29 protein-coding genes are annotated in these 25,262 nt (G+C 53.1%); all 29 read left to right on the top strand.

The features are described from left to right. The first annotated feature begins 5 nt into the window (after positions 1 to 5). The 29 genes from FPZ45_RS03045 to qcrB all read left to right on the top strand — a co-directional run bounded on the left by FPZ45_RS03045 (position 6) and on the right by qcrB (position 25,247). Positions 6 to 542: a hypothetical protein gene (locus tag FPZ45_RS03045; protein WP_144698203.1), complete on the top strand. Its 537-nt coding sequence runs from the start codon at positions 6 to 8 to the stop codon at positions 540 to 542. A gap of 99 nt (positions 543 to 641) precedes the next feature. Next, a complete protein-coding gene (locus tag FPZ45_RS03050; protein WP_144698205.1) occupies positions 642 to 1,517 on the top strand; it encodes a heptaprenyl diphosphate synthase component 1 in 876 nt (291 codons plus the stop codon). Between the two features lie 5 nt (positions 1,518 to 1,522). Continuing rightward, complete coding sequence (locus FPZ45_RS03055; protein ID WP_144698207.1) at positions 1,523 to 2,242, top strand: demethylmenaquinone methyltransferase; 720 nt, start codon at positions 1,523 to 1,525, stop codon at positions 2,240 to 2,242. Continuing rightward, positions 2,239 to 3,114: a UbiA-like polyprenyltransferase gene (locus FPZ45_RS03060; RefSeq protein ID WP_144698209.1), complete on the top strand. Its 876-nt coding sequence runs from the start codon at positions 2,239 to 2,241 to the stop codon at positions 3,112 to 3,114. The genes FPZ45_RS03055 and FPZ45_RS03060 overlap by 4 nt, the downstream gene beginning before the upstream one ends. After that, positions 3,108 to 3,740 (top strand): UbiX family flavin prenyltransferase, encoded by a 633-nt coding sequence (locus tag FPZ45_RS03065; RefSeq protein ID WP_144698210.1) that lies wholly within the window; start codon positions 3,108 to 3,110, stop codon positions 3,738 to 3,740. Before FPZ45_RS03060 ends, FPZ45_RS03065 begins: the two co-directional genes overlap by 7 nt. After that, a complete protein-coding gene (locus tag FPZ45_RS03070; RefSeq protein WP_144698212.1) occupies positions 3,733 to 4,590 on the top strand; it encodes a menaquinone biosynthetic enzyme MqnA/MqnD family protein in 858 nt (285 codons plus the stop codon). Before FPZ45_RS03065 ends, FPZ45_RS03070 begins: the two co-directional genes overlap by 8 nt. A 23-nt stretch (positions 4,591 to 4,613) precedes the next feature. After that, positions 4,614 to 5,588: a heptaprenyl diphosphate synthase component II gene (gene hepT, locus FPZ45_RS03075; protein ID WP_144698214.1), complete on the top strand. Its 975-nt coding sequence runs from the start codon at positions 4,614 to 4,616 to the stop codon at positions 5,586 to 5,588. Between the two features lie 63 nt (positions 5,589 to 5,651). After that, positions 5,652 to 6,095, top strand: a complete 444-nt coding sequence (gene ndk, locus FPZ45_RS03080; RefSeq protein WP_144698216.1) for a nucleoside-diphosphate kinase — start codon at positions 5,652 to 5,654, stop codon at positions 6,093 to 6,095. 18 nt (positions 6,096 to 6,113) lie between these two features. After that, positions 6,114 to 6,935 (top strand): CheR family methyltransferase, encoded by an 822-nt coding sequence (locus tag FPZ45_RS03085; protein ID WP_144698218.1) that lies wholly within the window; start codon positions 6,114 to 6,116, stop codon positions 6,933 to 6,935. 60 nt (positions 6,936 to 6,995) lie between these two features. Further along, positions 6,996 to 7,157: a hypothetical protein gene (locus FPZ45_RS25200; RefSeq protein ID WP_186438195.1), complete on the top strand. Its 162-nt coding sequence runs from the start codon at positions 6,996 to 6,998 to the stop codon at positions 7,155 to 7,157. A 109-nt stretch (positions 7,158 to 7,266) separates the two neighbouring features. Then, on the top strand, positions 7,267 to 8,436 hold the full coding sequence (gene aroC / locus FPZ45_RS03090) for a chorismate synthase (RefSeq protein WP_144698221.1): 1,170 nt from the start codon (positions 7,267 to 7,269) through the stop codon (positions 8,434 to 8,436). Next, the gene (gene aroB, locus FPZ45_RS03095) at positions 8,436 to 9,551 is read left to right on the top strand and encodes a 3-dehydroquinate synthase (RefSeq protein ID WP_144698223.1); all 1,116 of its coding nucleotides are present in this window, start codon (positions 8,436 to 8,438) and stop codon (positions 9,549 to 9,551) included. The genes aroC and aroB overlap by 1 nt, the downstream gene beginning before the upstream one ends. Further along, entirely contained in the window at positions 9,548 to 9,916 is a 369-nt protein-coding gene (gene aroH / locus FPZ45_RS03100; protein ID WP_144698225.1) for a chorismate mutase, read from the top strand. Before aroB ends, aroH begins: the two co-directional genes overlap by 4 nt. Before the next feature lie 368 nt (positions 9,917 to 10,284). After that, positions 10,285 to 11,865, top strand: coding sequence for an anthranilate synthase component I (trpE, locus tag FPZ45_RS03105; RefSeq protein ID WP_144698227.1), 1,581 nt, complete (start codon positions 10,285 to 10,287; stop codon positions 11,863 to 11,865). Between the two features lie 21 nt (positions 11,866 to 11,886). Then, positions 11,887 to 12,933 carry an anthranilate phosphoribosyltransferase gene (gene trpD / locus FPZ45_RS03110; protein WP_186438197.1) on the top strand — a complete coding sequence of 349 codons (1,047 nt, stop codon included), beginning with the start codon at positions 11,887 to 11,889 and terminating at the stop codon, positions 12,931 to 12,933. Continuing rightward, on the top strand, positions 12,923 to 13,729 hold the full coding sequence (gene trpC, locus FPZ45_RS03115) for an indole-3-glycerol phosphate synthase TrpC (protein WP_144698229.1): 807 nt from the start codon (positions 12,923 to 12,925) through the stop codon (positions 13,727 to 13,729). The genes trpD and trpC overlap by 11 nt, the downstream gene beginning before the upstream one ends. Then, on the top strand, positions 13,726 to 14,406 hold the full coding sequence (locus tag FPZ45_RS03120) for a phosphoribosylanthranilate isomerase (RefSeq protein WP_186438198.1): 681 nt from the start codon (positions 13,726 to 13,728) through the stop codon (positions 14,404 to 14,406). The genes trpC and FPZ45_RS03120 overlap by 4 nt, the downstream gene beginning before the upstream one ends. Further along, positions 14,403 to 15,608 (top strand): tryptophan synthase subunit beta, encoded by a 1,206-nt coding sequence (gene trpB / locus FPZ45_RS03125; RefSeq protein ID WP_144698231.1) that lies wholly within the window; start codon positions 14,403 to 14,405, stop codon positions 15,606 to 15,608. The genes FPZ45_RS03120 and trpB overlap by 4 nt, the downstream gene beginning before the upstream one ends. Further along, positions 15,605 to 16,447, top strand: coding sequence for a tryptophan synthase subunit alpha (gene trpA, locus FPZ45_RS03130; RefSeq protein WP_144698233.1), 843 nt, complete (start codon positions 15,605 to 15,607; stop codon positions 16,445 to 16,447). The genes trpB and trpA overlap by 4 nt, the downstream gene beginning before the upstream one ends. Positions 16,448 to 16,600: 153 nt before the next feature. Beyond that, a complete protein-coding gene (hisC, locus tag FPZ45_RS03135; RefSeq protein WP_144698235.1) occupies positions 16,601 to 17,698 on the top strand; it encodes a histidinol-phosphate transaminase in 1,098 nt (365 codons plus the stop codon). A 4-nt stretch (positions 17,699 to 17,702) separates the two neighbouring features. Beyond that, positions 17,703 to 18,848 carry a prephenate dehydrogenase gene (locus tag FPZ45_RS03140; protein ID WP_144698237.1) on the top strand — a complete coding sequence of 382 codons (1,146 nt, stop codon included), beginning with the start codon at positions 17,703 to 17,705 and terminating at the stop codon, positions 18,846 to 18,848. A gap of 448 nt (positions 18,849 to 19,296) precedes the next feature. Then, positions 19,297 to 19,893 (top strand): RNA polymerase sigma factor, encoded by a 597-nt coding sequence (locus tag FPZ45_RS03145; RefSeq protein WP_144698416.1) that lies wholly within the window; start codon positions 19,297 to 19,299, stop codon positions 19,891 to 19,893. After that, entirely contained in the window at positions 19,890 to 20,483 is a 594-nt protein-coding gene (locus FPZ45_RS03150; protein WP_144698239.1) for a zf-HC2 domain-containing protein, read from the top strand. The genes FPZ45_RS03145 and FPZ45_RS03150 overlap by 4 nt, the downstream gene beginning before the upstream one ends. After that, on the top strand, positions 20,480 to 21,091 hold the full coding sequence (locus FPZ45_RS03155; protein ID WP_144698241.1) for a histidine phosphatase family protein: 612 nt from the start codon (positions 20,480 to 20,482) through the stop codon (positions 21,089 to 21,091). Before FPZ45_RS03150 ends, FPZ45_RS03155 begins: the two co-directional genes overlap by 4 nt. Before the next feature lie 445 nt (positions 21,092 to 21,536). Further along, positions 21,537 to 22,748 (top strand): hypothetical protein, encoded by a 1,212-nt coding sequence (locus tag FPZ45_RS03160; protein ID WP_144698243.1) that lies wholly within the window; start codon positions 21,537 to 21,539, stop codon positions 22,746 to 22,748. Between the two features lie 184 nt (positions 22,749 to 22,932). Further along, the gene (locus tag FPZ45_RS03170) at positions 22,933 to 23,115 is read left to right on the top strand and encodes an IDEAL domain-containing protein (RefSeq protein WP_144698244.1); all 183 of its coding nucleotides are present in this window, start codon (positions 22,933 to 22,935) and stop codon (positions 23,113 to 23,115) included. Between the two features lie 226 nt (positions 23,116 to 23,341). Next, complete coding sequence (locus FPZ45_RS03175) at positions 23,342 to 23,764, top strand: DUF2487 family protein (protein WP_144698246.1); 423 nt, start codon at positions 23,342 to 23,344, stop codon at positions 23,762 to 23,764. A 258-nt stretch (positions 23,765 to 24,022) separates the two neighbouring features. Continuing rightward, on the top strand, positions 24,023 to 24,556 hold the full coding sequence (locus FPZ45_RS03180) for a QcrA and Rieske domain-containing protein (RefSeq protein ID WP_144698248.1): 534 nt from the start codon (positions 24,023 to 24,025) through the stop codon (positions 24,554 to 24,556). 19 nt (positions 24,557 to 24,575) lie between these two features. Beyond that, positions 24,576 to 25,247 carry a menaquinol-cytochrome c reductase cytochrome b subunit gene (gene qcrB, locus FPZ45_RS03185; RefSeq protein WP_144698250.1) on the top strand — a complete coding sequence of 224 codons (672 nt, stop codon included), beginning with the start codon at positions 24,576 to 24,578 and terminating at the stop codon, positions 25,245 to 25,247. Positions 25,248 to 25,262: the final 15 nt, after the last annotated feature.

The raw sequence follows: 25,262 nt of genomic DNA on the forward strand, positions 1-25,262 counted from the left end.
TCACCATGCCCGTTTATCGATTGTTCCCTTGGGGGATATTGGGAATTGGCGGAATTCTCGCCGTGTATTTGCTTGCGCAGTTGCCGCAAATGGAACAAAGCCTGCAGCATCGCCGGGAGTCCGTGGCCGCATTTCAGCCGAATCGGACGAAATGGCTGACGGATGACCGCCTCGTGGATGCGATCGCCGGCGTACCGCTGCATAGCCGGATGCTTAAGGTAGGGTGGGATCATGCGATACTGGCCGTCGATCTGCAGGGAGGAAAGCCTGAACGGGTACGAGATGACATCGGAAAGCTTGTTCTCTTCGCCTACTCCGACACCAGCAATATTAAACAGGTATTAATCCGAGTGTACGGAGAACGAGGCGGCAGCCGCGAATTGCTTCTTGCGGCGGAAACACGCAAAGATGACTGGACGGAGCGGAATTTGGATGAATTGCGGTTGCCGTTAACGGGCGACGGTATGGAGCTGCCCGACCACATTCGGTTTACGTTGACATCGCAAGGAAAACGCTGGATTGCAAATTTTGCAAATTCATGAACAAAGTCAATGGCTTATGCGAGCCTATCTAGGATATGTTATAATAGTTAAGATAAACATCGTTAGAAGTGCCTGGCAGCTAGTTCGGAGGCGGAAGCAATGAGTAGAGCACGAATTAACCAATTGGCGAGCAAGTATATGAGCCACGACATGATCAGCCTGCACACGGATCTACCGGATTTTCCGGAAGGCAGGATTTCTTTGTTATACACTGTTCTGAGCCATCAGCCGAGTTCGGCATCCCATAAGGAACTGCTATCGGTTGTCACGACGCTCGTTCAGATGGGGCTGGACACGCACGATATGGTGGAGAACTCTCCAAGTGGGACGACGAATGGCGTGAAGGGCATGCGAACGCAGCAATTAAGAGTGCTTGCCGGAGATTACTTCAGCAGCCGTTTCTACCATTTGCTGTCCCAAGCCGGACAGATTGAGATGATCCGCCGCCTGAGCGAGGCCGTATGCAACATCAATCAGTTGAAAATGAATTTCTATGGCAAGTTGAAACAGATGAAAATGAACGCGGAAGAGTATCTCCATTGCGGCGCAGAGCTGAAATCTGGGCTGTTCCTCGCGTTTACGGGGGTTATGGGCGGTCTGTACGAGCGCTTGTGGCCGGAAATCGTCGAACGCTTTAGCCGTTGCGAAGTATTGATGCACGAACTGGCTAAAGTAGAGAAGATGTCCTCATTGGCCGGCAGTTGGGGAGTTTGGCATATACTGCAAGAAGGCGCGGAAGAAGATCGGAATATTTTGATCGAACGCGGAGATGAGAATCAATCCATTCAGCCGCTGATTCATAAATACGAGATCGCGGAGAAGTTGAGCGCTCATCTCCGGCAATCGGCAACGCAATTGCAGGTTCTGATTCAGAAGCTGCAGTCGGACAATTTGCTGCGTGAACTGCAGCCTCTGATCGAGCCTTTCGTAAAGGCGGGGCAGCATAGAGCAACCGCATTGAAGGAGTTGGGATAGACAGGATGATGGACGCGGAATCGAAACAGAAACACGTGCATGAAGTATTCGAGAGCATCGCTCCGAAATACGATAGGTTGAACGATATTATTAGCTTCAGAAGACATAAGGCGTGGCGTCGATTCACGATGCGCAAGATGGACGTCAAGCCCGGCCAGACCTCATTGGATCTTTGCTGCGGCACATGCGACTGGACGATCGCTCTTGCCCAAGCGAGCGGAGGCCGGACCGTTGGGCTGGACTTCAGCCGCAATATGCTCGACGTTGGACAAGCCAAAGTCGACAAGCTTGGACTCGGAAATCAAATTACACTTGTCCAGGGGAACGCGATGGATCTCCCTTTCGAGGATAATTCGTTCGACTTTATTACGATCGGGTTCGGCTTGCGCAACGTGCCGGATATCGTCAAGACGCTTAAAGAAATGAAGAGGGTCGTCAAGCCTGGCGGACTCATCGTCTGTCTGGAGCTTTCGAAACCGACCTGGCAGCCGTTCAAAGGCATTTATTATTTTTACTTCGAAAAGCTGATGCCGCTGCTGGGCAAATGGTTCGCGAAGCGGCAAGAACAGTATCGCTGGCTGCCCGAGTCTTTGGTGGCTTTCCCCGATCTGCAAGCGCTCGCCGAAATGTTCCGCAGCATTGGCATGCGCAACGTGAAAGCTTACCCTCTAACGGGCGGAGTCGCTGCGCTGCATATCGGTACGAAAGGGAATGAAATCGTATGATCTCCAAAATTCGCATTTTCCTGGAAATGATTAAATTCGAACATACGCTGTTCGCGCTTCCTTTCGCTTTCGTGGGAGCGATTCTCGGAGCGGTCACCGTCGAGAAGCGCTTGCCGGAATGGGGCGAATGCGGGTGGATTCTCTTAGCGATGGTCGGCGCACGCACGGCGGCAATGGGTCTAAACAGGGTGATCGACAAAGCGATCGACGCCCGTAATCCGAGAACGGCCACGCGGGCGATTCCGGCGGGACTGCTGAAATCGACGGAAGTCATCGTATATATCGTGATCTCCTTCGTGTTGCTATTCTGGGCAGCGGCCCAGTTGAACCCGTTGGCCGTCAAGCTGCTTCCGATCGCCGTGTTTATGACCGTTTTCTATTCTTATACGAAACGCTTTACCTGGGCGTGCCATTTGGTACTGGGACTGACGCTAGGATTGGCACCGCTCGGAGGCTGGGTCGCGATAACGGGTGGCGTCACTTGGACTTCGATGATTCTGTTCGTGACGGTTGCATTGTGGAGCGCGGGTTTCGATATCATCTACGCTTGTCAGGACGTCGAGTTCGACCGTAAGGAAGGTCTTTATTCGATCCCAGCGCGCTTCGGCATCGCACGCGCGCTTGGCATCGCAAGGGTGTTCCACGCACTTACGGCTGTCGGCTTTGCCTTAATACTCGTCCTTACCGATCTGAGCTGGTGGTACTTCATCGGCATGATTTTCTCAGGCGGATTGCTGCTGTACGAGCACAGGCTCGTCAAGCCCAATGATCTTAGCAAACTCAATGCGGCGTTCTTCACGATGAACGGCGTGATCAGTGCCGTTATTTTCGTCTTTACGTTCATTGATCTGGTGGTGGTAAGATCATGGTAATAAAAGCAACCGAAACCTCGGAGCCGAGGCGCTGGGTTGTCGGCATCACAGGCGCCAGCGGCGCGATATACGGAGTGACGCTGTGCCGGCAACTGCTCGCTGCCGGCTTTCATGTTCATCTCGTCATATCGGATGCCGGTTGGCGGGTACTGAAAGAAGAGCTAGGTTGGAATGCCTCCCATCGGTTAGACTGTTTAGATAAGGCTTTCGATTCCGCGCCCGCAGAAGGCAGGATGACTTATCACCCCCTTAACGACATCGGCGCAAGCATCGCCAGCGGTTCCTTCCGCTGCGAAGGAATGGCGATCGTGCCGTGTTCGATGGGATCCCTATCGGCGATCGCGAGTGGCGCATCGACGAATCTGCTCACCCGCGCCGCGGACGTGATGCTGAAGGAAGGACGCCCGCTGCTAATCGTGCCGAGGGAGACGCCCCTTCATGCCATTCACTTGGAAAACATGCTTAAGCTCGCGCGGCTAGGCGTACGGATTATCCCGGCAATGCCGGCTTTCTATAACGGCCCCCAATCGCTTGACGACATCGTAAACTTCATCGTTGGCAAGACGATGGACAATATGGGGATCGTACATCAATTATACAAAAGATGGGGTCAACCCAATGAATAATAGCCAATCGCGACCGATTCAACTTGGCCGCATCTCATACACGAATGCTTGGCCTGTTTTTCACCATTTCGATCCCGAAGCGCTCCCGTTCCGAACGGAGGTCCATTCGGATTTGCCAGCCACGTTGAATCGCAAGCTTAAAATAGGCGATATCGATATGGCGGCCATTTCTTCCTATGCATACGGAATCTCGTCGGACTCCTATTACGTCCTGCCGAATCTTTCGGTTAGCTCGTTCGGTCGAGTTCAATCGATATTGCTGTTCTTGAAATCCCCTTTGGAAAAGGTGCTTCACGGCAAGATTGCGTTAACGACGGCATCCGCGACCTCGGTGAATTTGTTGAAAATCATCATGGAGAAGTTTTACGGAGGCAAACCGACTTATGAAGACGCGGAGCCGTCGCTGGAGAACATGCTGGAGAATGCAGATGCTGCCTTGCTGATCGGGGATCATGCGATTCGGGCTTCTTGGACAAATCACGGCTATCGCGTTCTTGATCTCGGAGAAGTGTGGAACCTATGGACCGGACAGTGGATGACTTTCGCGTTATGGGCTGTACGCAAAGATGCGGCTTACCGCGATCCGGAATCGTTCCAGGCGATATATGAGGCGTTGATCGAGAGCAAAGGCAAATCTTCCCGTGATATGGGGCCGGTCATCCGGAAGGCCATGGATCAAATCGGCGGCACCGAGGCGTATTGGCAAAATTATTTCAGCCACCTCTGTCATGACTTCGGTCCGGATCAGAAAACAGGACTGCAACTGTATTTTCAATATGCCAGAGAACTCGGCCTGCTGACCAGCGAACCCGACTTGTCGGAATTGCCTAGCCCAACCCGCAACAGATAATCAAGCGAACCGCAGGTGAACTTATGAAATTAATGCAGCTTTATGCCTCCATGAAGTCGGATTTGCAAGCCATCGAAGATCAGATGGCTCATACCGTTACCTCCGATCTGCCGATCTTGAGCGAGGCGTCGCTTCATTTGCTCAAGGCGGGAGGGAAAAGGATACGGCCTGTATTCGTATTACTCTCGGGTAAATTCGGCGATTATTCGCTGGAGACGCTTAAGAAAGTGGCTGTGCCGCTAGAGTTGATTCATATGGCAACGCTCGTCCACGATGACGTCATCGACGATGCCGATACTCGGCGGGGACAACTGACCGTTAAGTCGAAGTGGGATAACCGAGTGGCCATGTATACCGGAGACTATATATATGCCAAGGCGCTGACGGTCATTACCGAACTGGATAAACCGAGAATCCATCAAATTTTGTCCGGATCGATCGTCCAGGTGTGCATCGGCGAGATGGAGCAGATTCGCGACTTCTTTAACGTTGACCAAAGCGTCCGCAACTATTTACGCCGGATTAGGCGGAAGACGGCGCTTCTCATCGCGATTAGCTGCCAATTGGGCGCGATTGCGACCGACGCACCGGTTAAAGTCAGCAACGCGCTATACCGATTCGGCTATAACGTGGGCATGTTGTTCCAAATTACGGACGATCTGCTCGATTTGTGCGGAACGGAAAAGGCGATCGGCAAACCGCCCGGCAGCGATCTGAGACAAGGGAATATTACGCTTCCGGTTCTATATGCGCTGCAAGACGAATCTATTAAAGGACGTTTGCTTGACGAGATCCAGCTGATCAAGGAGAGTGACGGACAGGCGGGATCGGCGGCAGCCGTAAAACTGGTTCGATCAAGCAGAGGGATTAAAGATGCGGAGCAAATGGCGGAACGGTATCTGACCAAAGCTCTTAAAGCGCTAGAGTCGCTCCCGGATATTGCGGCAAAACGGAATTTGGCCGATATTGCTCGATTCGTGGCGAAACGAAGTTATTAATCAACCTCTTTTATGGTAAAATAGGAGTGCAATACCGCTTGGAATTGGAAGGAGAGAGGTTTGATGGAAAGAACGTATTTGATGGTCAAACCCGATGGCGTGCAGCGGGGACTGATCGGAGAGATCGTCGGCCGTTTCGAACGCAAAGGGTTAAAGCTTGTCGGCGCCAAGTTGATGAACGTTTCGCTCGAGCTCGCCGAGAAACATTACGCAGAACATAAAGGCAAGGATTTTTACGAGAAGCTGCTGGAGTTCATTACATCCGGACCGGTATTCGCGATGGTGTGGGAAGGCGATCAAGCCGTCGGACTGTGCCGCGCGATGATCGGCAAGACGAACGCGCTAGAGGCGGCGCCAGGAACGATACGCAGCGATTATGCCATACATACGAATTTTAACTTGATTCACGGCTCTGATTCCCACGATAACGCGGAACGCGAGATCGGCATTTTTTTCTCGGAAGAGGAACTGGTGTCCTACGATAAAGCGATACAGGTGTGGATATAAGGGAGAGAATTGAACGTCATGGGAGACATTCGTTCCAATCCAGCAACAAATTTGCGTTTTTCCGAAGATGAGGATTTCGCGAAATTCATCGTGGACATCAAGCGTTTGACGTCCATCGATTTGTCTCAATATAAGGAAAATCAGATGCGGCGCCGTCTGACCACTTTGCGGATGAAATACGGGTACAAGACGTTCGAGGAATACTTTACGGCTCTATCCGGCGAACCACGGCTGCGAAACGAATTTCTGGATCGAATGACGATCAACGTGTCCGAATTTTGGCGCAATCCGAATCGCTGGGAGGTACTGAAGGATAAGTTCCTGCCTAAGCTGATTGAGGATTCCTCGAGGCTGAACATCTGGAGTGCCGCTTGTTCGACGGGGGAGGAGCCTTATACGCTGGCCATGATTCTGGATTCACTCGGCATCCTGGATCGAACCGCTTTGCTGGGGACGGATCTTGATGAAGGAGTGCTCGCCAAAGCGAAGGAAGGCGTCTATTTGGAGCGCTCTTTGCGGGACGTGCCGAGAGAGTATCGGGAGAAATATTTCGTCGAGGCCGACGGGGCGTTTCAGATTGCGGACAAATTAAAGAAAGCCGTCAAGTTGCAGAAACAGAATCTGCTGCTCGATTCTTTCGGGGAAAAGTACGATTTGATCGTCTGCCGTAACGTGATGATTTATTTTACGGAAGATGCCAAGCATATTTTGTACGGTAAGTTCGCTCAGGCGCTTAAACCCGGAGGATTGCTGTTCGTCGGCAGCACCGAGCAGATTTTTTCTCCCGGGCAATACGGCTTGGAGACCGCCGAGACTTTTTTTTACCGGCGTCTGGAATAGACGTATGTTCGCAAAGTTCTCAACCGATAATAAGGCTATTCAGGCCACGCGGAGGGAACTATGGACAAACGCAAAGTCATAGCGGCTTACAGGCGAGGATTGATATCCGTACAGGAATGCGCGCAAATATTGGGCTTGGATAACGTGGAGCTTCTCGGACATATGAGGGAATCGAGAGCGCCGCGTGCGAATGCCGGGAAGAAACAGTCCGTCCGTACGTGACGGGCTATTTTCTTTTCTAAAGCTCTTTGCTTGTCAAACGCTTTAACGCTGTACTATAATGTATCAAAGATATTTTCGGCTTTCGTGGCATGAAGGGGAGGAACCGGGATTGAGTTTACGTTACTTAACCGCGGGAGAGACGCATGGCCCGCAGCTTACCGCAATTATAGAAGGGTTGCCTAGCAATCTGGAACTTGATTTCGAAGCTTTGAATTTTCAATTGCAGCGTCGCCAGAAAGGCCACGGCCGCGGCCGGCGCATGCAGATCGAGACCGATACGGCGCAGATCGTGGGCGGAGTCCGGCACGGCCGCACGACGGGAGCGCCGGTAGCCGTTGTCGTCGAGAATAAAGACTGGAAGCACTGGACGTCGGTCATGAACGTGGAGCCGATCGAAGGCGGAGACGAGACGAAACGCCGCGTATTCCGTCCGCGTCCGGGACATGCCGACTTGAACGGTGGACTGAAATATAATCTGAAAGATTTGCGCAACGTCCTTGAGCGCTCCAGCGCCCGAGAGACAGCGGCTCGCGTAGCGGTCGGTGCCATCGCGCGCCAATTGCTGGGCAAATTCGGCATTCAGGTAGCCGGACACGTCGTATCGATCGGCGAAGTGGTCGCTGCTGCTCCGAATCTTCCGATCGACGAACTGATCGCCGTAACCGAACAATCGCCGGTTAGAGTCGCGGACAAAGATGCCGAGCAGAAAATGATGGAACTGATCGACCGTATGAAATCGGAAGGTGATACGATCGGCGGTGTGGTCGAATGCATCGTAACGGGACTTCCAGTTGGCCTCGGCAGCCATGTTCAGTGGGATCGTAAGCTGGACGGTCGCATCGCTCAAGCCGTCGTTTCGATCAACGCTTTTAAAGGCGTCGAAGTGGGAATCGGATTCGAGGCGGCTCGCATTCCCGGGTCGAAGGTGCATGACGAAATCCTATATTCCGAGGAGAAGGGTTTCTTTAGAGGTTCTAACCGCGCGGGAGGATTCGAAGGCGGAATGACGACCGGCGAACCGATCGTCGTGCGCGGCGTCATGAAGCCGATTCCGACCTTGTACAAGCCGCTGGCAAGTGTCGATATCGATACGAAGGAAGCATTTACCGCACAGGTCGAACGTTCCGATGCTTGCGCGGTTCCGGCAGCTAGCGTGGTTATGGAACACGTGGTCGCTTGGGAAGTGGCGAAGGCGTTCCTAGAGAAATTCGGCGGAGATTCCATAGAAGAAATTCAAGCGAACCTGGATCATTACTTGAGCCAAGTGGAGGCCTACTAATGGCGGGCGGAACGAGAGTACTGACGGTGGAACTCGGGGAACGGTCATATCCGATCTATATCGGAAGCGGATTGATCGAAGAGACAGGGAAGAAGTTCGCGGAGCACGGTTTTCCAGTCAAATCGCCTATTCTACTCATTACGGACAGCGCCGTCGAGGGGTTATATGCGGAACGGGTCGAGATCAGCTTACGAGCATTGGGGTATACAGTTTCGCGCGCCGTCGTGCCGTCCGGGGAATCTTCCAAATCGCTTGAGATGTTGGACGTTCTCGTAGAGCAAGCTTTGAAGGCGGGACTGGACCGCAAATCGACCGTGATCGCCTTGGGTGGCGGAGTGGTCGGCGATCTAGCGGGGTTCGTCGCTGCATCCTATATGCGGGGCGTCCGATTTGTACAGATCCCGACGACGATTCTAGCTCATGACAGCAGTGTTGGAGGTAAAGTCGCCGTCAACCATCGCTTGGCCAAAAATATTATCGGGGCTTTCCATCAGCCGGAATTCGTGCTTTACGATTTGAATACGCTGGCAAGCCTGCCTGCTCGCGAAGTGAAGGCGGGGCTCTCGGAGGTCATCAAGCACGGGCTGATCTGGAACGAAGATTTCGTGGCTTGGTGCGATGAGAACGCAGAGAAGCTCCTTGGACTGGAACCGGACGCACTCGGTTACGCCCTATACGAAGGCTGCAAAGTGAAGTCCACCGTCGTCTCGCGCGACGAGAGGGAGAACGATCTGCGAGCGATCCTGAATCTAGGGCATACGATCGGCCATGCACTGGAAGCCGTTGCGGGTTACGGACAATTGCTGCATGGTGAGGCGATCGCGATCGGCATGGTCGGGGCCGCGCGGCTTGCCGCCAAGTTCGGTTATTCGGCGGATATCGCTGAGACGACGGAGCGGATATTCCGCAAATTCGGACTTCCGGTCCGGATTCCGGACGACTGCGCGACGGACGAGATTATGGGCGCCATGCTCCATGACAAAAAGTTCGCGGAGGGGAAAATGGTCTTCGTCGTGCCGACATCCATCGGTAGCGTGGAGATTCGCAATGACGTGCCATCGGCATGGGTAACGGAAATCGTGGATGGATTAAGAGAGGGGAAATCGCAATCATGAGCGTGAGGGGAATCCGCGGGGCCATAACGGTCGAACAGAACGAAGAGCAGCTCATTCTGGATGCGACAATTGAGCTGTTGAACGGAATCGTAGAAGTGAATCAATTCGAGCCTGAAGATATCGCCAGCGTCTTCGTTACGGTCACTCAAGACCTGGACGCCACGTTTCCTGCGCGTGCCATCCGTCAGATGGCAGGCTGGGAACTCGTGCCGCTCATGTGCTCGCTTGAAGTTCCGGTAAAGGGCAGCCTGGAAAAGTGCATTCGTCTCATGGTACTCGTGAACACGAACGTCCCTCAGAAGGATATTCGTCACGTATACTTAAATCGCGCTCAGGCACTACGGCCGGATTTGGCGGCTAAGTAATCGTAAATAGAAAATCCTCCTCGCACTGATCAGGGTGCCGTGGAGGATTTTTTTGTACCCGTTTTGAATCAAGGTACCCGTGCAAATATGTAAACATCAGTATGCATTGACGCCACTTCTAAGCGATGGTATAGTTTATTCATTGAAGCACAGCGGAACGGTCGGCCACAGGGACGACAACTTACGCGCGTGCGAGCCGAGTAGAGTTGAGATGAGATGAGCGGAGTATCCGTATCCTCGCGCCGATGGGTCGTGCGCGGCGAGAAGCGGTTAACTTTTACTTATCGATCATGCGCATCTCTGCGGAGCAGAGATGCTTTTTTATTTGGACGAACAGGCCGGCAAGCGCGGCGGAGGGAGAGAGAAAGATGGACGAGTTGGAGCTTCAAGGAATTAAGTCGATGGCCGGACAGTACAACGTGATCCCGGTCGTGCGCAAGCTGCTTGCCGATACAGAGACGCCGATACGGGTGTTCCAGCATTTGAGCCGGGACGAGCGCGCGTTCCTGCTGGAGAGCGTGGAGGGCGGCGTCAAGTGGGCCAGATATTCTTTTATCGGAACGGACCCGTTTCTCGTATTGAGACTGAAGCACAACCGCCTGACGTTGGAGCAGAACGGCATAGTGGAATCGCATAAGACGACGGAGCCGCTTCAATTGCTAAGAGATAAGCTTCGCTCCTACCGCAGTCCCGCGTTGCCTGAGCTTCCTCCTTTCACCGGAGGGGCGATCGGATTTTTCGGATACGATCTGCTGCAATATTACGAACGGAAAATTCCGCCGCACAAGCAAGACGATCTGAACATGGACGATATGCAATTCATGTTTTGCGACCGGGTTATCGTCTTCGATCATTTTAAGCAACAGGTACTAGTGATCGGGAATGTGCATATCGCCGAGGGTGCAAGCGATGCCGATATCGAGTCGGCTTACAGGGAGACCCTTAACGGGATTGACGACACCATCCGCAGAATCCAGCAGCCGATTCCGATTCAGCCGTCGCGCAGCACGCCGCCCCAGGACCCCGACCTCGGAGTCGTCGCGTCGAACGTGACCAAGGAACAGTTTATTGACAATGTAAATCAGGCGAAGGAGTACATTCGCGCGGGGGACATTTTCCAGGTCGTGCTTTCGCAGCGTTTTCACATCGAGACGGAAGTCGATCCGCTTCACGTATACCGAGTGCTCAGAACGATGAATCCGTCCCCTTACATGTATGTGCTTAAGTTGGACGACGAGGTTATCGTGGGAACTTCACCCGAGTTGCTCGTCAAAGTCGACAACGGCAAAGTGGAAACCCGGCCGATCGCCGGTACGCGGCCACGTGGCCGCACGCCGGAAGAAGATTTGCAGTTGGAAAAGGAACTGCTGGCGGATGAAAAAGAGCGCGCCGAACACGTCATGCTCGTTGATCTCGGCCGCAACGACATCGGGAGGGTATCTACGTTCGGGACGGTCAAATGCGACAGCTATATGGAGATCGAGCGATATTCCCACGTGATGCACATCGTGTCCAACGTGACCGGTCAGTTAAGGCCGGATAAGGATTTCTACGACGCGTTCCTATCATGCCTTCCCGCTGGAACGGTGTCGGGCGCTCCAAAGCTCAGGGCGATGGAGATCATCGCCGAGCTTGAGAACGAAGCTCGCGGCGCGTATGCCGGAGCGATCGGTTATCTCGGATTTTCGGGCAACCTCAATACATGCATAACAATCAGAACGATCATTTTCAAACATGGCAAAGCATTCGTGCAAGCCGGAGCGGGTATCGTCTGGGATTCCGTGCCGGAAAACGAGTACGAGGAAACGCTCAATAAAGCGAAGGGGATGCTCAAAGCGATTCGCGCTGCAGAAGCGGCATTCCCTCCCGATAACTCCGTAAGAAGAACCGCGAATGAATTTTCGACCGTGCTGGCGGGCGATCGCAGGACCAATCTGGATTATGACTAAGGGAAAGGGGAATGAAGCGAGATGAATGAAGCGATCACGATTAGCTTGCCGCTGGCGCTGAACAAGCTGACGAGCGGCCATGATTTGACCCGGGACGAGGCGTTCGGCGTCATGACCACGATCATGAAAGGCGAAGCGACACCCTCCCAGATTAGCGGGACGGTAATCGCACTGCGCATGAAAGGCGAGACGGTCGACGAGATTCTCGGATTCGCCGAAGCGATGAGAGCTTTCTCCAACCATGTCGCGACGGAAAATACCGATCTGCTGGACACTTGCGGTACGGGCGGTTCGGGCATTCACAAATTCAATATCTCGACGGCGTCGGCGATCATCGCCGCTGCTGCGGACGTCAGAGTCGCCAAGCACGGCAACCGGGCGATGTCCGGTAAAGCGGGCAGCGCGGACGTGTTGGAAGCGTTAGGCGTCAATATCAACCTAACCGCGGCGCAAGCGGCGGAATGTCTTGAGCAAACGGGCATCTGCTTTATGTTCGCGCAGTTATTCCATCCCGCTCTGAAGCATGCAGCTGTGCCTAGACGCGAGCTAGGCGTCCGGACGATCTTTAATATGTTGGGGCCGCTGACCAACCCTGCGAAAGCGGATTGCCAGCTGATCGGCTTGTACGACAGAACCCGGACTTCGACGGTAGCCGAAGTGCTTTCCCGACTCGGTTTGAAAAAAGCGATGGTCGTCGGCAGCCACGACGGCCTCGATGAAATCAGCATTTCGGCACCCACACAAGTTTCCGAACTGCAGAACGGGGAAGTGATTACGTACGACGTCACTCCCGAAGAGCTCGGGCTCGCGACAGTATCCCTCAAAGCGGTGCAAGGGGGCAACGCGGTGGAGAACGCGCATATCATCCGACGAGTTCTTGGCGGTGAGAAAAGCGCCTACCGGGATGTCGTGCTTGCCAACGCGGGTGCCTGCATTTATGTAGCGGGGCGTGCAGCGTCTCTGGCTGACGGCGTTAAAGCCGCGGCCGCTACGATCGATTCCGGTTTAGCTGAAGACAAATTGCTGCAATGGATTGCCACGACAGGAGAATTGAGCCATGTTTCTTGATCGCATCGTCGCTACCAAACAACAAGAGGTAGAGACGTTAAAACAAACGTTATCGATTGCCGACGTGGAAAAACAGATCGCGGACATGTCGTCTTGCCGCGGATTCGAGCGAGCGTTGATCGGCCGCAACCGCCCGGTCGGGCTGATCGCCGAAGTGAAGAAGGCAAGCCCTTCGAAAGGGCTGATCCGTCCCGATTTCGATCCGGTCAGCTTGGCGCAAGCCTACGAGCAGGCGGGTACGGACTGCATCTCCGTGCTGACGGATACCGATTATTTCCAAGGCAGCAACGCGTATTTGACGCAGGTTAGCAGTCATGTTAAAGTACCGCTATTGCGTAAGGACTTCACGATCGACGAGCGGCAAATTTACGAAGCCAGACTGATCGGGGCGGATGCGATCTTGTTGATCGCTGCAATCTTGACGCCTGCCCAGCTCGCTTCTTTCCATGCGCTTGCCCGCGACCTGGGCTTGGACGTGCTCGTCGAAGTGCATAACCGTCCGGAATTGGAAACAGTTCTCGAGATGGGCCAAGCGACGCTGATCGGCGTCAATAATCGCGACTTGAAGACGTTCGCGACTGATCTGCGGGTAACAGAACAGTTGATCGGATTGATGCCGAAGAACGTCGTTGCGATAAGCGAAAGCGCGATCTCATCGACGGACGATATTGCGTTCGTGCGCCAAGCAGGAGCGCAGGCCGTGTTGATCGGCGAGCATTTCATGCGCCAAGCGAACGTTCAGGACGCGGTGAACAATCTGCTGGGACCTGCGGCGAAAGAAGGCTCAGCGCAATGAAGAATGAACGATTGCCATCATCCTTCGTCAAAATATGCGGAATCAAGGAAGAGTCGACGCTGCTAGGCATGGCCGGTCTGGCCGTGGAATATATCGGATTCGTCTTCGCCAAGAGCCGCAGACAAGTGTCGCCTGAGCGGGCGGCGGAATTATTGGCGGTCGCGCGGCAGGTCGGAATGGCTGAAGGGCGTCCACCGCTCGCTGTCGGCGTATTCGTGAATCCGACGATAGATGAGCTTGAAGCGACGCTGTCCCGGGTGGCGCTGGATGTCGTGCAGTTGCATGGCGACGAGACGCCGGAGTTCAGCCGGGAAGTTCGGGAAAGGTTTAACGTTGACGTATGGCGTGCATTGCCCGTTACCGAGGCAACTGGCATTGATAAAGGGCTTGGAAGACTTGCGGCTTACAAAGGCGCTGCGTCCACGATTCTGCTCGATACGGCTGGAGGGGGCACAGGTCAAACCTTCCGTTGGGACGTTATCCCTTCCTATCAGGAAGAAGCCGCGAAACACGGCTTGCGCCTCTTTATCGCGGGCGGGTTAAATCCGGACAATGCCGATCAGTTGATCGTGTCCTATCGTCCGGACGGCGTCGATATTTCCAGCGGCGTGGAGACTGACGGCGTCAAAGACAACGGCAAAATCGCCGCATTCGTAGAAAGGGTGAAAAGCACTTGAGTACAGTACCGGATCAACACGGACGCTTTGGTCCTTTCGGTGGAAAGTACGTCCCGGAAACGCTGATGAACGCTTTGCTGGAACTTGAAGAAGCGTATCAAAAATATAAGGACGACCCCGAATTTCTGGCGGAGGTTCGCTATTTGCTCAAACAGTATTCCGGACGTCCGACTCCGCTTTATTACGCGGAACGGTTGTCGGAACATCTGGGCGGAGCCAAAATCTATTTGAAGCGCGAGGATTTGAACCATACAGGTGCGCACAAGATCAACAATACGATCGGGCAAGCAGTTCTGGCGAAACGGATGGGCAAGAAAAAGGTAATCGCCGAGACGGGAGCAGGCCAGCACGGGGTGGCGACAGCTACAGTGGCTGCGCTCATGGGGCTGGAATGCAAAGTGTTCATGGGCGAGGAAGACACGAAACGCCAGCAGTTGAACGTCTTTCGTATGAAGCTTCTCGGCTCGGAAGTCGTTCCGGTTATGTCGGGCACGCGCACGCTCAAAGACGCTTGCAACGAGACGCTGCGCTACTGGGTTAGCCATGTCGACGATACTTACTATATTCTCGGCTCGGTGACGGGGCCTCACCCGTACCCGATGATGGTTCGCGATTTCCAGCGCATTATCGGCTTAGAATCGAGGGAGCAGATTCTCGAAGCGGAAGGACGGCTGCCTGACGTTGTCGTCGCCGCGGTGGGCGGCGGAAGTAACGCGATCGGCATGTTCCATCCTTTTGTCGAAGATACGGACGTCCGACTTCTGGGCGTCGAAGCGGCCGGTCGAGGCGTGGACACGGAAGAGCATGCCGCGACAATGACGAAAGGTCGCCCGGGCGTGTTTCAGGGTTCAATGAGCTACGTGCTTCAGGATGAAGGCGGACAGGTTCTGCCGGCTCATTCGATCTCCGCGGGTCTTGACTATCCGGGTATCGGTCCTGAGCATGCGTACTTAAAAGATTCGGGTCGCGCGGATTACGTACCGATTACGGACAAGGAAGCTTTGGACGCGCTTAGCACCCTCTCACGCATGGAAGGCATAATTCCGGCGCTGGAGTCCGCACACGCGATCGCCCAAGTGCTGAAAATCGCGCCGACGATGGGCAAGGACGAGATTATCGTGGTCAGCCTATCCGGCCGTGGGGACAAAGACGTGGAATCCATCATGTCTTACTTGGCGAAAGAGGAGGAGCAGCCATCATGAACACGTCGACAAGCGCGAACGCGATCGACGCCGTATTCGCGGAGTTGATGCAACGCGGGGAAACGGCTCTCATTCCTTTTATGACGATGGGCGATCCCGACTTGGACACGTCGGTCGCCTTGATTCAGGCGGCTGAGCAAGCGGGCGCGCATATGATCGAGCTGGGCGTACCGTATTCCGATCCGCTTGCGGACGGTCCCGTAATCCAACGGGCGTCCGAGCGCGCGCTGAAGAACCGGATCAGCTTGTTGGATTGTATCTCCGTCGCATCCAAAGCAAGAGAACGCGGGGTAAAGCTGCCATTTATCTTGTTTTCCTACTTTAATCCCGTTCTCCAGCTCGGTTTGGACAGATTTTTCGCGCTCCTGAAGGAGCATGGCTTCAGCGGGACGATCATTCCGGATTTGCCGATGGAGGAAGATGCGGAAGTTAGCGCGCTGGCGGAAGCAAGCGGCATTCATCTCATTCCGCTCGTGGCGCCGACTTCGGAATCTCGCGTCGAGCGAATCGCGGCGAGAGCGAAAGGATTCGTCTATTGTGTATCCTCGCTCGGCGTGACCGGCGTGCGTTCCACGTTCCACGACGGAATCGATGCGTTCCTGAGCACGGTTCGCAAAGCGTCGACTGTGCCGATCTGCGTCGGTTTCGGGATTGCTTCCCGGGAGCACGCGGAACGTTTTGCCGGTCAATGCGACGGCGTGATCGTAGGCAGCGCCATCGTCCGCCAAGTAGAAGAAGCGCTTCCGCAGCTGACTTCCGATTTAGCCTCGGAACGAGAGCAGGGCGTTCAAGCCGTTCGCGATTTTATTGCCGGCCTAAAGCCTCGCACGGCGAACTGAACGAGCGAATTTCGCGTAAAACGCAATTGCCATCTGTACAGTGACGCGTTGGTGTGTCACAATAGAATAACCATTTCCATACGGAGCGACAGAAGTTCCGCCTCAGGCGGAACTCGTCACGCTCCGTTTGTCGTATCTCAGGAGGGGAAACCTATGCAACCGAAACCGAATATTGTACATTTGCCGGTATATCAACCAGGGAAACCGGTCGACGACGTGAAGCGGGAACTTGGATTGACGGAAGTCATCAAGCTCGCATCCAACGAAAACCCGTTCGGCAGCTCGCCGAAGGCGAAGGAAGCCATTGCCCGCGAAATCGAAAATATCAGCATCTACCCGGACGGCGCCGCCGTCGAGCTGACGAATGCGTTAGCCAAACACCACGGCGTGAATTCGGATCAAATTATATTCGGAGCGGGTTCCGACGAGATTATCTTGATGATCTGCCGCGCTTATCTTCTGCCCGGCGATGAGACGATCATGGCGGATCAGACGTTCCCGCAATACAAGCATAACGCGCAGATTGAGAACGCGACGATTATCGAAGTGCCGCTGAAGGAAGGCACTCACGACCTTTACGCCATGCTGGAACGCGTGACGGATAAGACGAAGGTCGTCTGGATTTGCAATCCGAATAACCCGACGGGCACAGTCAACAACGTAGACGAGGTGGAATGGTTCCTGTCCAAAGTTCCGGGACATGTTCTCGTTGTGCTGGACGAAGCTTATTGCGAGTACGTGGAAGATCCTTCTTTCCCGAACGGCTTGCAGCTTTTGAAAAAATATCCGAACGTGATCACGCTTAGGACGTTTTCGAAAATTTACGGGCTTGCTTCGCTCCGGATCGGTTATGGTATCGGCCGTCCCGACGTCATACGCAGCATTAATCAAGTAAGAGAGCCTTTCAACACTTCCAGATACGGACAAGCCGCGGCTCTGGCAGCTCTCGAAGACGAAGCGTTCATCGCGTTCTGCCGCGAAGAAAATAAAAAAGGACTCGCGTTCTTTAACCGCTCGTTCGCGGAGCTCGGCTTGAAGGCTTTCCCGGCGTACGGTAACTTTATTATGGTCGACGTGGAACGGCCTAGCCAAGAAGTGTTCGATGCGCTGTTGCGTAAAGGCATTATCGTGAGAGCGGGACATAAGATGTACCCGACGAGCCTCCGGATTACGGTCGGGAGCGAGGAACAGAACGCGAAAGTCATCGCCGCGCTGACTGAGGTGCTGCAAGAGATCAAGGCAAAGGTGTGAAGGCATGAGCGGCGAGTTTAGTGATTTTACGGATTTTACAGACTTTAGCGAAAAGAATCCGATCAAGATCGCCATCTTCGGAGTCGGATTGATCGGCGGCTCCTTGGCGTTATGTTTTAAAGGAAAACCGGGCGTTCGTGTCGTTGGCCATTCCGTCAACCCTGCGTCCACGGAGAAATACGTCGCCAGAGGTGTCGTCGATTCGGCGACGACGTCTTTGGAAGAAGCGGCGAAAGACGCGGACTTTATCTTCTTATGCGTACCGGTCGGGCGTCTCGAGGAATACGTGGACGAGCTGTCGCGCATGCCGCTTAAGCCGGGTTGCATTATTACGGACGTTGGCAGCACCAAAGCTTCCGTCGTGCGCCATGCCGACAAGCTGAGCTTACGCGGCGCCGTATTCATCGGCGGCCATCCGATGGCCGGCTCCGAGCGTTCCGGCGTCGAAGCGGCGAGCTTGCACCTGTTGGAGAACGCCTATTACGTGTTGACGCCGACTGACAAGACTCCGCCCGAATACGTCGGTAAGCTAGAGAGGCTGCTTAGAAACACGCGCGCCCACATCGTCAAGACGGATGCCGTTCAGCACGACGATATCGTCGGGGCGATCAGCCATCTGCCGCATATGATCGCAGTGGCGCTCGTTAATCAGATCGCCGGATACAATGAAAGCAACGATCTCTACATGAGACTAGCGGCCGGAGGCTTTCGCGACATTACGCGCATCGCTTCGAGCGATCCGACGATCTGGCGGGACATTCTGCTGAATAATCGCGAAGTGATGTTGAAGCTCGTGCAGGATTGGCAAGAAGGAATGGATCAGTTTGCCGACTTGCTTAGAAGCGAAGACGGAGATGGGATTGCTGAGCAATTCCGTACGGCCGGCGATTTCCGCAGCCAGCTTCCGGAAAGACGCAAAGGCATGATCACGTCTCTTTACGAATGTTACGTAAACGTTCCGGATCACCCGGGTATTATCGGCAAGATCGCTACCGAACTCGGGCACGCGAAAATCAACTTGAGCAATCTGCGAATTATTGAGAGCAGGGAAGACGTTCCAGGTGTTCTTCGCTTGTCTTTTCATCAATCCGATGATTTAGACAGGGCTACGGCGCTGTTGAAGTCGTTGAATTACGATGTACATGCGTAAGAAGTTATCACCGAACTAGAAGTCCATCATTATCGAATGATGAGCAGGCCTCCAGGGTTTTGACCCCGGGGGCTATTCTTTCAAATTTTCTTTATGCAAACGCTTTAAAATAAAATGAAAACGCTTATTGACAAAATGAAAACGTATACATATAATAAAAGTACAGTATGGTTTCTCTCCACTCCTATCCAATCCTTGCACGATGTGCGACCACCCTTCGGGGTGGATTTTTTTTGCCTAATTTTCAACGAATAAGAAGCAAAATTTGAGAAATTTTTAAGCCGCAAAAGACTCATCTTGTGTTACAATAGCATATAGTATTTGTAAAATACTGGCTTGTAAACTTTTAATGCGCCTTTGAGCGCAACTTTTTCGTTTTTGGCCGGTACAATAAGTAAGATTACCGGCTGCGAACGTTCACCCTGATCAGGGGAGGGTCGCGGTAATGATGACCGATTCCCAATTAATACGGGAAATTAAAGACGGCAATGTAGAACTGTATTCTACGCTTATGGGACGATACCAGAAGAAAATCTTGTCTTTCGTCTACCATATGCTGAAGAGCGCCAAACTCGAGATGCTCGCTGAAGATCTCAGTTCGGAAACTTTCTACAAAGCCTATCGAAGTCTGCATTCCTTCAGGGAAGTTGACGCTTCCTTTTCGACATGGCTATATACGATTGCACGGAACACGGTTCTCAGCGAACTGCGCAAACAGAAAGCCGCGCATCTATCGCTCGACGACTCCACATACATACCGGCCGCGCCTCCCGAGGAGGCGCCCGAGCAGCGTTTGCTGCGCAACGAGAAGGTTTCCATGGTAAGAGACGCCATCAACAGTTTGCCCGAGAAGCAGCGTTCCGCGCTAATTCTTCGAGAGTATGACGGAATGGACTATCAGGAAATCGCCAACATTTTAGGACAGACGGTCAGTTCCGTCAAATCGTTGTTATTCCGGGCCAGGGCCAGTGTGAAGACGCAATTGGAATCGTACTTTACCGAACCGGCCATGATGAAGGAGTACGAGGAGATGAAGCTGCGATGAAATGCGAAGAAGCCGCGGAATGGTTCGGAATTTATCGGGATTTGCCGGTGGATTCCGCTGATAAGCTCGCTGTCGATTTGCATGTGAAAGGATGCAGGGAGTGCGAAGAAGAATTTCGCCTATGGGAAGAGAGCGCCCTGCTCATTCACGATTTTCCTTTGAATGACGATCAAGATGACGTTCCGATCTCCTCCGCAAGAGTTAATCAGAACGTCATGGACCGGATATATACGGAACAAAGCTGGTATATGCCCGCAACACGCCGGACTTACGCCTTTTCTTTTGTGTTCAGAAAAAGGGTAGCGGGTGTTCTCGCCGCCTTGCTGGCCTTGTTCGTGTGCGGTTTCCTATACACCACGTTCGGCAGCGGCTCTTCGGACAATTCCGGCAAGCTCGAGTCGGCTAGCGCTTTTGCAGCCAGCCATCAATACGGCGGCAGCCTTCGGTTTGAAATTCCCTCTGCCAGTCTGAGCGATCCTTTCGTGCTGAACGTATCTCCTTCTTTGCCGGAGTATTGGATCGCATTCTCGATCGTCGGCATGATCATGACGCTCCTTATTTTGAACTGGTTTTCTAGAGTGCGCTCATGACGAAGGCTACAAGAATCGGATGGGTGCGCCACGGGATAACAGAATGGAACAAACGAGGAATGATTCAAGGTATTACCGACATTCCCCTTAGCACGGAAGGGCTGCAGCAGGCGCGTTTGCTCGCGGATCGTCTGGCACATGATGCTGAACGCTGGAACGGAGTATATTGCAGCGATCTGCAACGGGCAGCACAGACGGGAGAGATACTCGCTAATAAGCTCGGAATCCCTCTGATCAAGGATGTAAGAATCAGGGAGAGGTCTTTCGGCGAGGCGGAAGGAACGACTGAGCCCGAGCGGATATCTCGCTGGGGGCCGGACTGGCGGAGAACGGTACCCGATCAGGAGAGCGACGACGAGATCAGGATTCGAGGTCATGATTTCGTTCGCGAATTTGCCGAGAAACATTCCGGCGAAGCGTGGCTCGTTGTTTCCCATGGCAGCTTCCTTGCGAGAATGCTCCAATCGCTTTGCCGCGAGATCGAAGATTCCCATTTGCTGAATATGTCGTTGACCGTACTGGAACGCCGGGAGGAAGACGGATGGAAACCGTTGCTACATAATTGCACCCGGCATCTCGAGCCTGCGGAACAGCAAGTGAAGTCATAAAACGTATTCTGAGGCTCACGAATAAAGATGTTTAACATCGCAATTCGAACGGCTCATCTGTTTTGTTAGTACAATAACGATGTTTATCATCGTAATTTGTTGGAAAGTTTGTGCTTGCGCGAGAATGTGCCGGAATTAGCGATGTTTATCATCACTATTAGCATGGTCCGCAAGTTGCCTCCATGCAATAACGATGTTTTTCATCGTAAAGCATGGAACTACCTAGTGAGCTGTAGAGTCATATGGATTCCCTGCTGATTAAAATCAACCTCTCTTGTGAAGATGGCGGATCGAAACCTCCATTTCAGCAAAGAGAGGTTTTTTTGTTATCCCCGACAGTACTGGAGTTTTTGTACGAAATCGTTTTTGCCTGCATGTATGTTTAAGACGAGTCTACCGCGCCCATACTGAGAAATAAATCCTCCATCGATAGGGGGGAACAAAAGTGAATTTGGCGGATATGCTCTGTTATTCGGATATTGCCGAGCTGAAAAAAATCGCCCAAACCTATGATTGTCCCAGCGGTGGCCACTCGAAGAACGAGCTGATACAATCGATTCTGGCGACGGTGCAAAGACGAGACGTCTTGGAGTCGAGGGTCGGAGAAATGACGGGCAGCGATTTGCGATTTCTGAACTCACTGGTGTTCGAAAATCGAAAGGCGTACAGCTTGGAAGAACTGAAAGCGAGAGCGCAGGATGGAGTATCAGCTAAATCTTCCCCGGCGTCAGAAACCCTTGCCGTTCCGTCCGTCTCCGAACCATTAAATCGGCGCGTTCGTAAAACGAAAAAGCCGGAAGAGAAGCCGCCTCCGGGACCGGAAGAGATGGCTCGCCTCTCGATCTCGAGATTTAAAAATTACGGATGGCTCTTTAACGGAGTTTCGCAACAGACACGCACGCTGTATCAGGTGCCGGAAGACGTCAAATCCCGGTTGCGTGATGCGCTCGAGAAACGTTACAGATCAACTTTGGTAATTATGGACGAGCCGCAAGCCTATAGGGACGAGAGAAGCCTTCTGGCCGACGACGTCGTCAGCTTTCTGCGCTTCGCAAGAAATTATGCGCTCCCGTTAACCTCGGAAGGGGTTATTTATAAGCGTCAGCTTATGCAAGCGCTAGAGCTGTTATCCGTAACAGAGGCTCTTCCGACAAGGGGAGGATGGCGTTTCGGGTATGGGCGGCATTATCGAGACTACCCAGATAGGTTCTCGTTATTGTATGACTTTGCCTACTTTGAAGGTTATCTGGTCGAGCAACCGGATCATCTCGAACTGACTTCCGAAGGCAGGGATATCGCGAACGGCCTCGTCAAGCCGGATCCGGCAAAGATGTATAAGTTCTGGTTAAGGCTGTACAAAAGCGCGATCCCCAATCTGTCCTCGCTTGCGCAATGGATCGTTCGACTGTCGGCGGAATGGGCGACGATCGAGTCTTTGCAGCGAATTTTGCTGCCTCTCGTGCGCGCCTTCTATTATGATACGCCGACGGATATCGTAGAAGCGCGGGTCATAAGAATGATGGTGCACCTGGGAGTACTTCGGTGGGGAGAAACGGAAGATGGCGTTCAAGTCGTTAAGGCGACTCCGCAAGGGAAAATATTCGTATCCGGTCAATCGCTTGCCATCGAGGAATCGATTGATTTAAGCAAACGTTAACAGGACTACGAAGACAGCTGCGGCGATAACAAAATAGGCAAAAGTACATTGATCGGCATGGGGGCTAACGTCTTGTACGGGGAGGGCATCGCTGAATATGCTTTATTGGGAGCTGCGCGAGCATAGGCGGGAATATCCGGGCCCCTGCCGGGAGCCCTGACGCCGGATTTCGGAGGTGCAACGAATGGACAACATGAAAGTCGCCTATGAGACGATGCTTGGGTTGGCGGCAGAAATGGTCCTGGACGAAGCGCTGCGCAATTACCGGACGGAGAAAATATATCATGCGATCGATGATGCGCTTGCGCAAGGAGACGCCGAATCCTTTCGGCGGTTAACGAATGAGCTGAAGGCGATCCAGAGATAAACGGATTCCACACGGCTGACAACGAGACTCCGCAACATTAAACGGATGACCCCGGTCCATTGTGGCCGGGTTTTTGCCGTTTCCGGCAGATCCCTTCCTTATAATATGAAATCATGTGAACTCTTTTAATGTGCGAGTTTTTGGAGTACGATAAATAAGCGATCACAGAAATCGTTCGTATACATAAGCAGAAATGACGCAGAAGCGAGAGGAGTGAAACATACGAATGAAATTCGGCGAGATCGATCCCGGTAGCTGGCCTGAACTTCAACCTTATCTGGATACATGCTTGCTGCCGATGTCGGGGCTTACCGGTGAAGAGTCCCCGTGGGAAGCCGCAGACAAGGCGGCCAGAACGGGGGAATGGCTTTCCCCATTGGAGCAAGCGTTCAGAGGACGAACCGTTACAATGCCGGCCTACCACTATGAAGCCGGCGGCAAGGAACATGCTTCGCGGGTCAATCGAATCATTGACGCATGGAAGAAACAAGGCTTTCGTTACGTCGTGGTCGTCAGCGGGCAGCCGTTGGAACTGGCTGATGAACTGAACGCGGACTTGTTCATTCGCCCTAACCTCGACGACGAGGAGCCGGAAGCGCAGGCCATCACGAAAGCCTTAGCGGATTTATGGCGCAAGCCCAGGGATTAAAGCCGATTTTAAGACGGAAAACGTCATTGCGGCACGAATAGGTTGGAAAGTTCAAGCAAACAATAGCCAAACACGGGCCACGGGGAATTGTGACAAATTGAGAACATTTTAGTTCCTTTCCTCCCGCTAGCATAGGGAAACTCCAGACCCTATTCTTGACGCTCTATAGCGCGTGGGCTATTATAGTTATGTCCTTGTGAACAAAATGTTAAAGTCCGTTACGGACGGAAGATTGGTGTGGCAAAGGGGGTAGAACGAATGGACCACAATAACCAGCAAGAAACTACGCACAAACCGGTTAAGCGCAAAGAAATGACGAGACGTCAGTTTCTGTCTTATACGCTTGGCGGTGCAGGCGCCTTCATGGCCGGCGGAGCGATCTTACCGATGATCCGCTTTGCCGTAGATCCCATATTGCAGAAAAAAGAAAAGAGCGGATTCGTTAAAGTCATCGAAGAGAGCAAAGTGACAAGCGAACCTACCGAGGTAAAATTCAAAGTTCATCAGGTAGACGGCTGGTATGAAAGCGATCCAAAGCTGGCTGCGTGGATTACGAAAGGCGACGACGGCAAGATTTTCGCACTGTCCCCTGTGTGTAAGCACCTTGGATGCATGGTAAGTTGGGGCGGCGAAGAAGCGCCTAACGAATACCATTGCCCTTGCCACGGAGCGCGTTACACCAAAGACGGCAAAAACCTGAAGGTTGCGCCTAAGCCGCTCGACGAGTACGAGGTCAAAACGGAGAACGGCTGGGTTTATCTCGGACCGATTGATCCGAATAGTCGCGTTTAGAAGGAGGGCGTTTCGTCCCATGTTCAAAAACATGTACAACTGGATTGACGAACGTCTCGATATTACGCCGATGTGGAGAGACATCGCCGACCACGAGGTGCCTGAGCACGTCAACCCGGCGCATCATTTCTCTGCTTTCGTTTATTGTTTCGGCGGATTGACGTTCTTCATCACCGTCATTCAGATCCTTTCGGGGATGTTTTTGACGATGTACTACGTCCCAGACATCATTAACGCTTACTATAGCGTTGATTACCTGCAGCACCAAGTCGCGTTCGGCGCGATCGTGCGGGGGATGCACCACTGGGGAGCAAGTCTTGTCATCGTAATGATGTTCCTACATACGCTACGCGTTTTCTTCACGGGCTCTTACAAAGCGCCTCGCGAGATGAACTGGGTAGTCGGAATGTTGATTTTCTTCGTCATGTTGGGCCTTGGGTTTACGGGTTACCTGCTTCCTTGGGACAACAAAGCGTATTACGCGACGAAGGTTGGTCTGGAAATCGCCGGATCCGTACCTTTCCTGGGCGACTACATTAAGGAGCTTATGAACGGCGGTACGATCGTCGGCGCCCAAACGCTGACTCGATTCTTCGCGATCCACGTGTTCTTCTTGCCTGGCGCGCTGCTTGCGTTGCTGGCCGGACACTTCTTTATGATTCGAAAACAGGGCATTTCCGGGCCGCTGTAAGAGAGGGGAGTGACT

The organism is Cohnella terricola, assembly GCF_007786475.1.
Taxonomy (GTDB): Bacteria; Bacillota; Bacilli; order Paenibacillales; family Paenibacillaceae; genus Cohnella; species Cohnella terricola.

What these genes read in the sequence shown, in the direction of transcription:
- trpE (WP_144698227.1), top strand. Translation starts at nt 10,285, where the DNA reads ATGGACGAGTTGGAGCTTCAAGGAATTAAGTCGATGGCCGGACAGTAC.
- trpC (WP_144698229.1), top strand. Translation starts at nt 12,923, where the DNA reads ATGTTTCTTGATCGCATCGTCGCTACCAAACAACAAGAGGTAGAGACG.
- FPZ45_RS03065 (WP_144698210.1), top strand. Translation starts at nt 3,108, where the DNA reads ATGGTAATAAAAGCAACCGAAACCTCGGAGCCGAGGCGCTGGGTTGTC.
- FPZ45_RS03180 (WP_144698248.1), top strand. Translation starts at nt 24,023, where the DNA reads ATGGACCACAATAACCAGCAAGAAACTACGCACAAACCGGTTAAGCGC.
- FPZ45_RS03175 (WP_144698246.1), top strand. Translation starts at nt 23,342, where the DNA reads ATGAAATTCGGCGAGATCGATCCCGGTAGCTGGCCTGAACTTCAACCT.
- trpA (WP_144698233.1), top strand. Translation starts at nt 15,605, where the DNA reads ATGAACACGTCGACAAGCGCGAACGCGATCGACGCCGTATTCGCGGAG.
- FPZ45_RS03060 (WP_144698209.1), top strand. Translation starts at nt 2,239, where the DNA reads ATGATCTCCAAAATTCGCATTTTCCTGGAAATGATTAAATTCGAACAT.
- FPZ45_RS03050 (WP_144698205.1), top strand. Translation starts at nt 642, where the DNA reads ATGAGTAGAGCACGAATTAACCAATTGGCGAGCAAGTATATGAGCCAC.
- aroH (WP_144698225.1), top strand. Translation starts at nt 9,548, where the DNA reads ATGAGCGTGAGGGGAATCCGCGGGGCCATAACGGTCGAACAGAACGAA.
- FPZ45_RS03070 (WP_144698212.1), top strand. Translation starts at nt 3,733, where the DNA reads ATGAATAATAGCCAATCGCGACCGATTCAACTTGGCCGCATCTCATAC.
- FPZ45_RS03120 (WP_186438198.1), top strand. Translation starts at nt 13,726, where the DNA reads ATGAAGAATGAACGATTGCCATCATCCTTCGTCAAAATATGCGGAATC.
- qcrB (WP_144698250.1), top strand. Translation starts at nt 24,576, where the DNA reads ATGTTCAAAAACATGTACAACTGGATTGACGAACGTCTCGATATTACG.
- FPZ45_RS03170 (WP_144698244.1), top strand. Translation starts at nt 22,933, where the DNA reads ATGGACAACATGAAAGTCGCCTATGAGACGATGCTTGGGTTGGCGGCA.
- aroB (WP_144698223.1), top strand. Translation starts at nt 8,436, where the DNA reads ATGGCGGGCGGAACGAGAGTACTGACGGTGGAACTCGGGGAACGGTCA.
- hepT (WP_144698214.1), top strand. Translation starts at nt 4,614, where the DNA reads ATGAAATTAATGCAGCTTTATGCCTCCATGAAGTCGGATTTGCAAGCC.
- FPZ45_RS03045 (WP_144698203.1), top strand. Translation starts at nt 6, where the DNA reads ATGCCCGTTTATCGATTGTTCCCTTGGGGGATATTGGGAATTGGCGGA.
- FPZ45_RS03145 (WP_144698416.1), top strand. Translation starts at nt 19,297, where the DNA reads ATGACCGATTCCCAATTAATACGGGAAATTAAAGACGGCAATGTAGAA.
- FPZ45_RS25200 (WP_186438195.1), top strand. Translation starts at nt 6,996, where the DNA reads ATGGACAAACGCAAAGTCATAGCGGCTTACAGGCGAGGATTGATATCC.
- FPZ45_RS03150 (WP_144698239.1), top strand. Translation starts at nt 19,890, where the DNA reads ATGAAATGCGAAGAAGCCGCGGAATGGTTCGGAATTTATCGGGATTTG.
- FPZ45_RS03155 (WP_144698241.1), top strand. Translation starts at nt 20,480, where the DNA reads ATGACGAAGGCTACAAGAATCGGATGGGTGCGCCACGGGATAACAGAA.
- FPZ45_RS03085 (WP_144698218.1), top strand. Translation starts at nt 6,114, where the DNA reads ATGGGAGACATTCGTTCCAATCCAGCAACAAATTTGCGTTTTTCCGAA.
- hisC (WP_144698235.1), top strand. Translation starts at nt 16,601, where the DNA reads ATGCAACCGAAACCGAATATTGTACATTTGCCGGTATATCAACCAGGG.
- FPZ45_RS03055 (WP_144698207.1), top strand. Translation starts at nt 1,523, where the DNA reads ATGATGGACGCGGAATCGAAACAGAAACACGTGCATGAAGTATTCGAG.
- FPZ45_RS03140 (WP_144698237.1), top strand. Translation starts at nt 17,703, where the DNA reads ATGAGCGGCGAGTTTAGTGATTTTACGGATTTTACAGACTTTAGCGAA.
- trpD (WP_186438197.1), top strand. Translation starts at nt 11,887, where the DNA reads ATGAATGAAGCGATCACGATTAGCTTGCCGCTGGCGCTGAACAAGCTG.
- ndk (WP_144698216.1), top strand. Translation starts at nt 5,652, where the DNA reads ATGGAAAGAACGTATTTGATGGTCAAACCCGATGGCGTGCAGCGGGGA.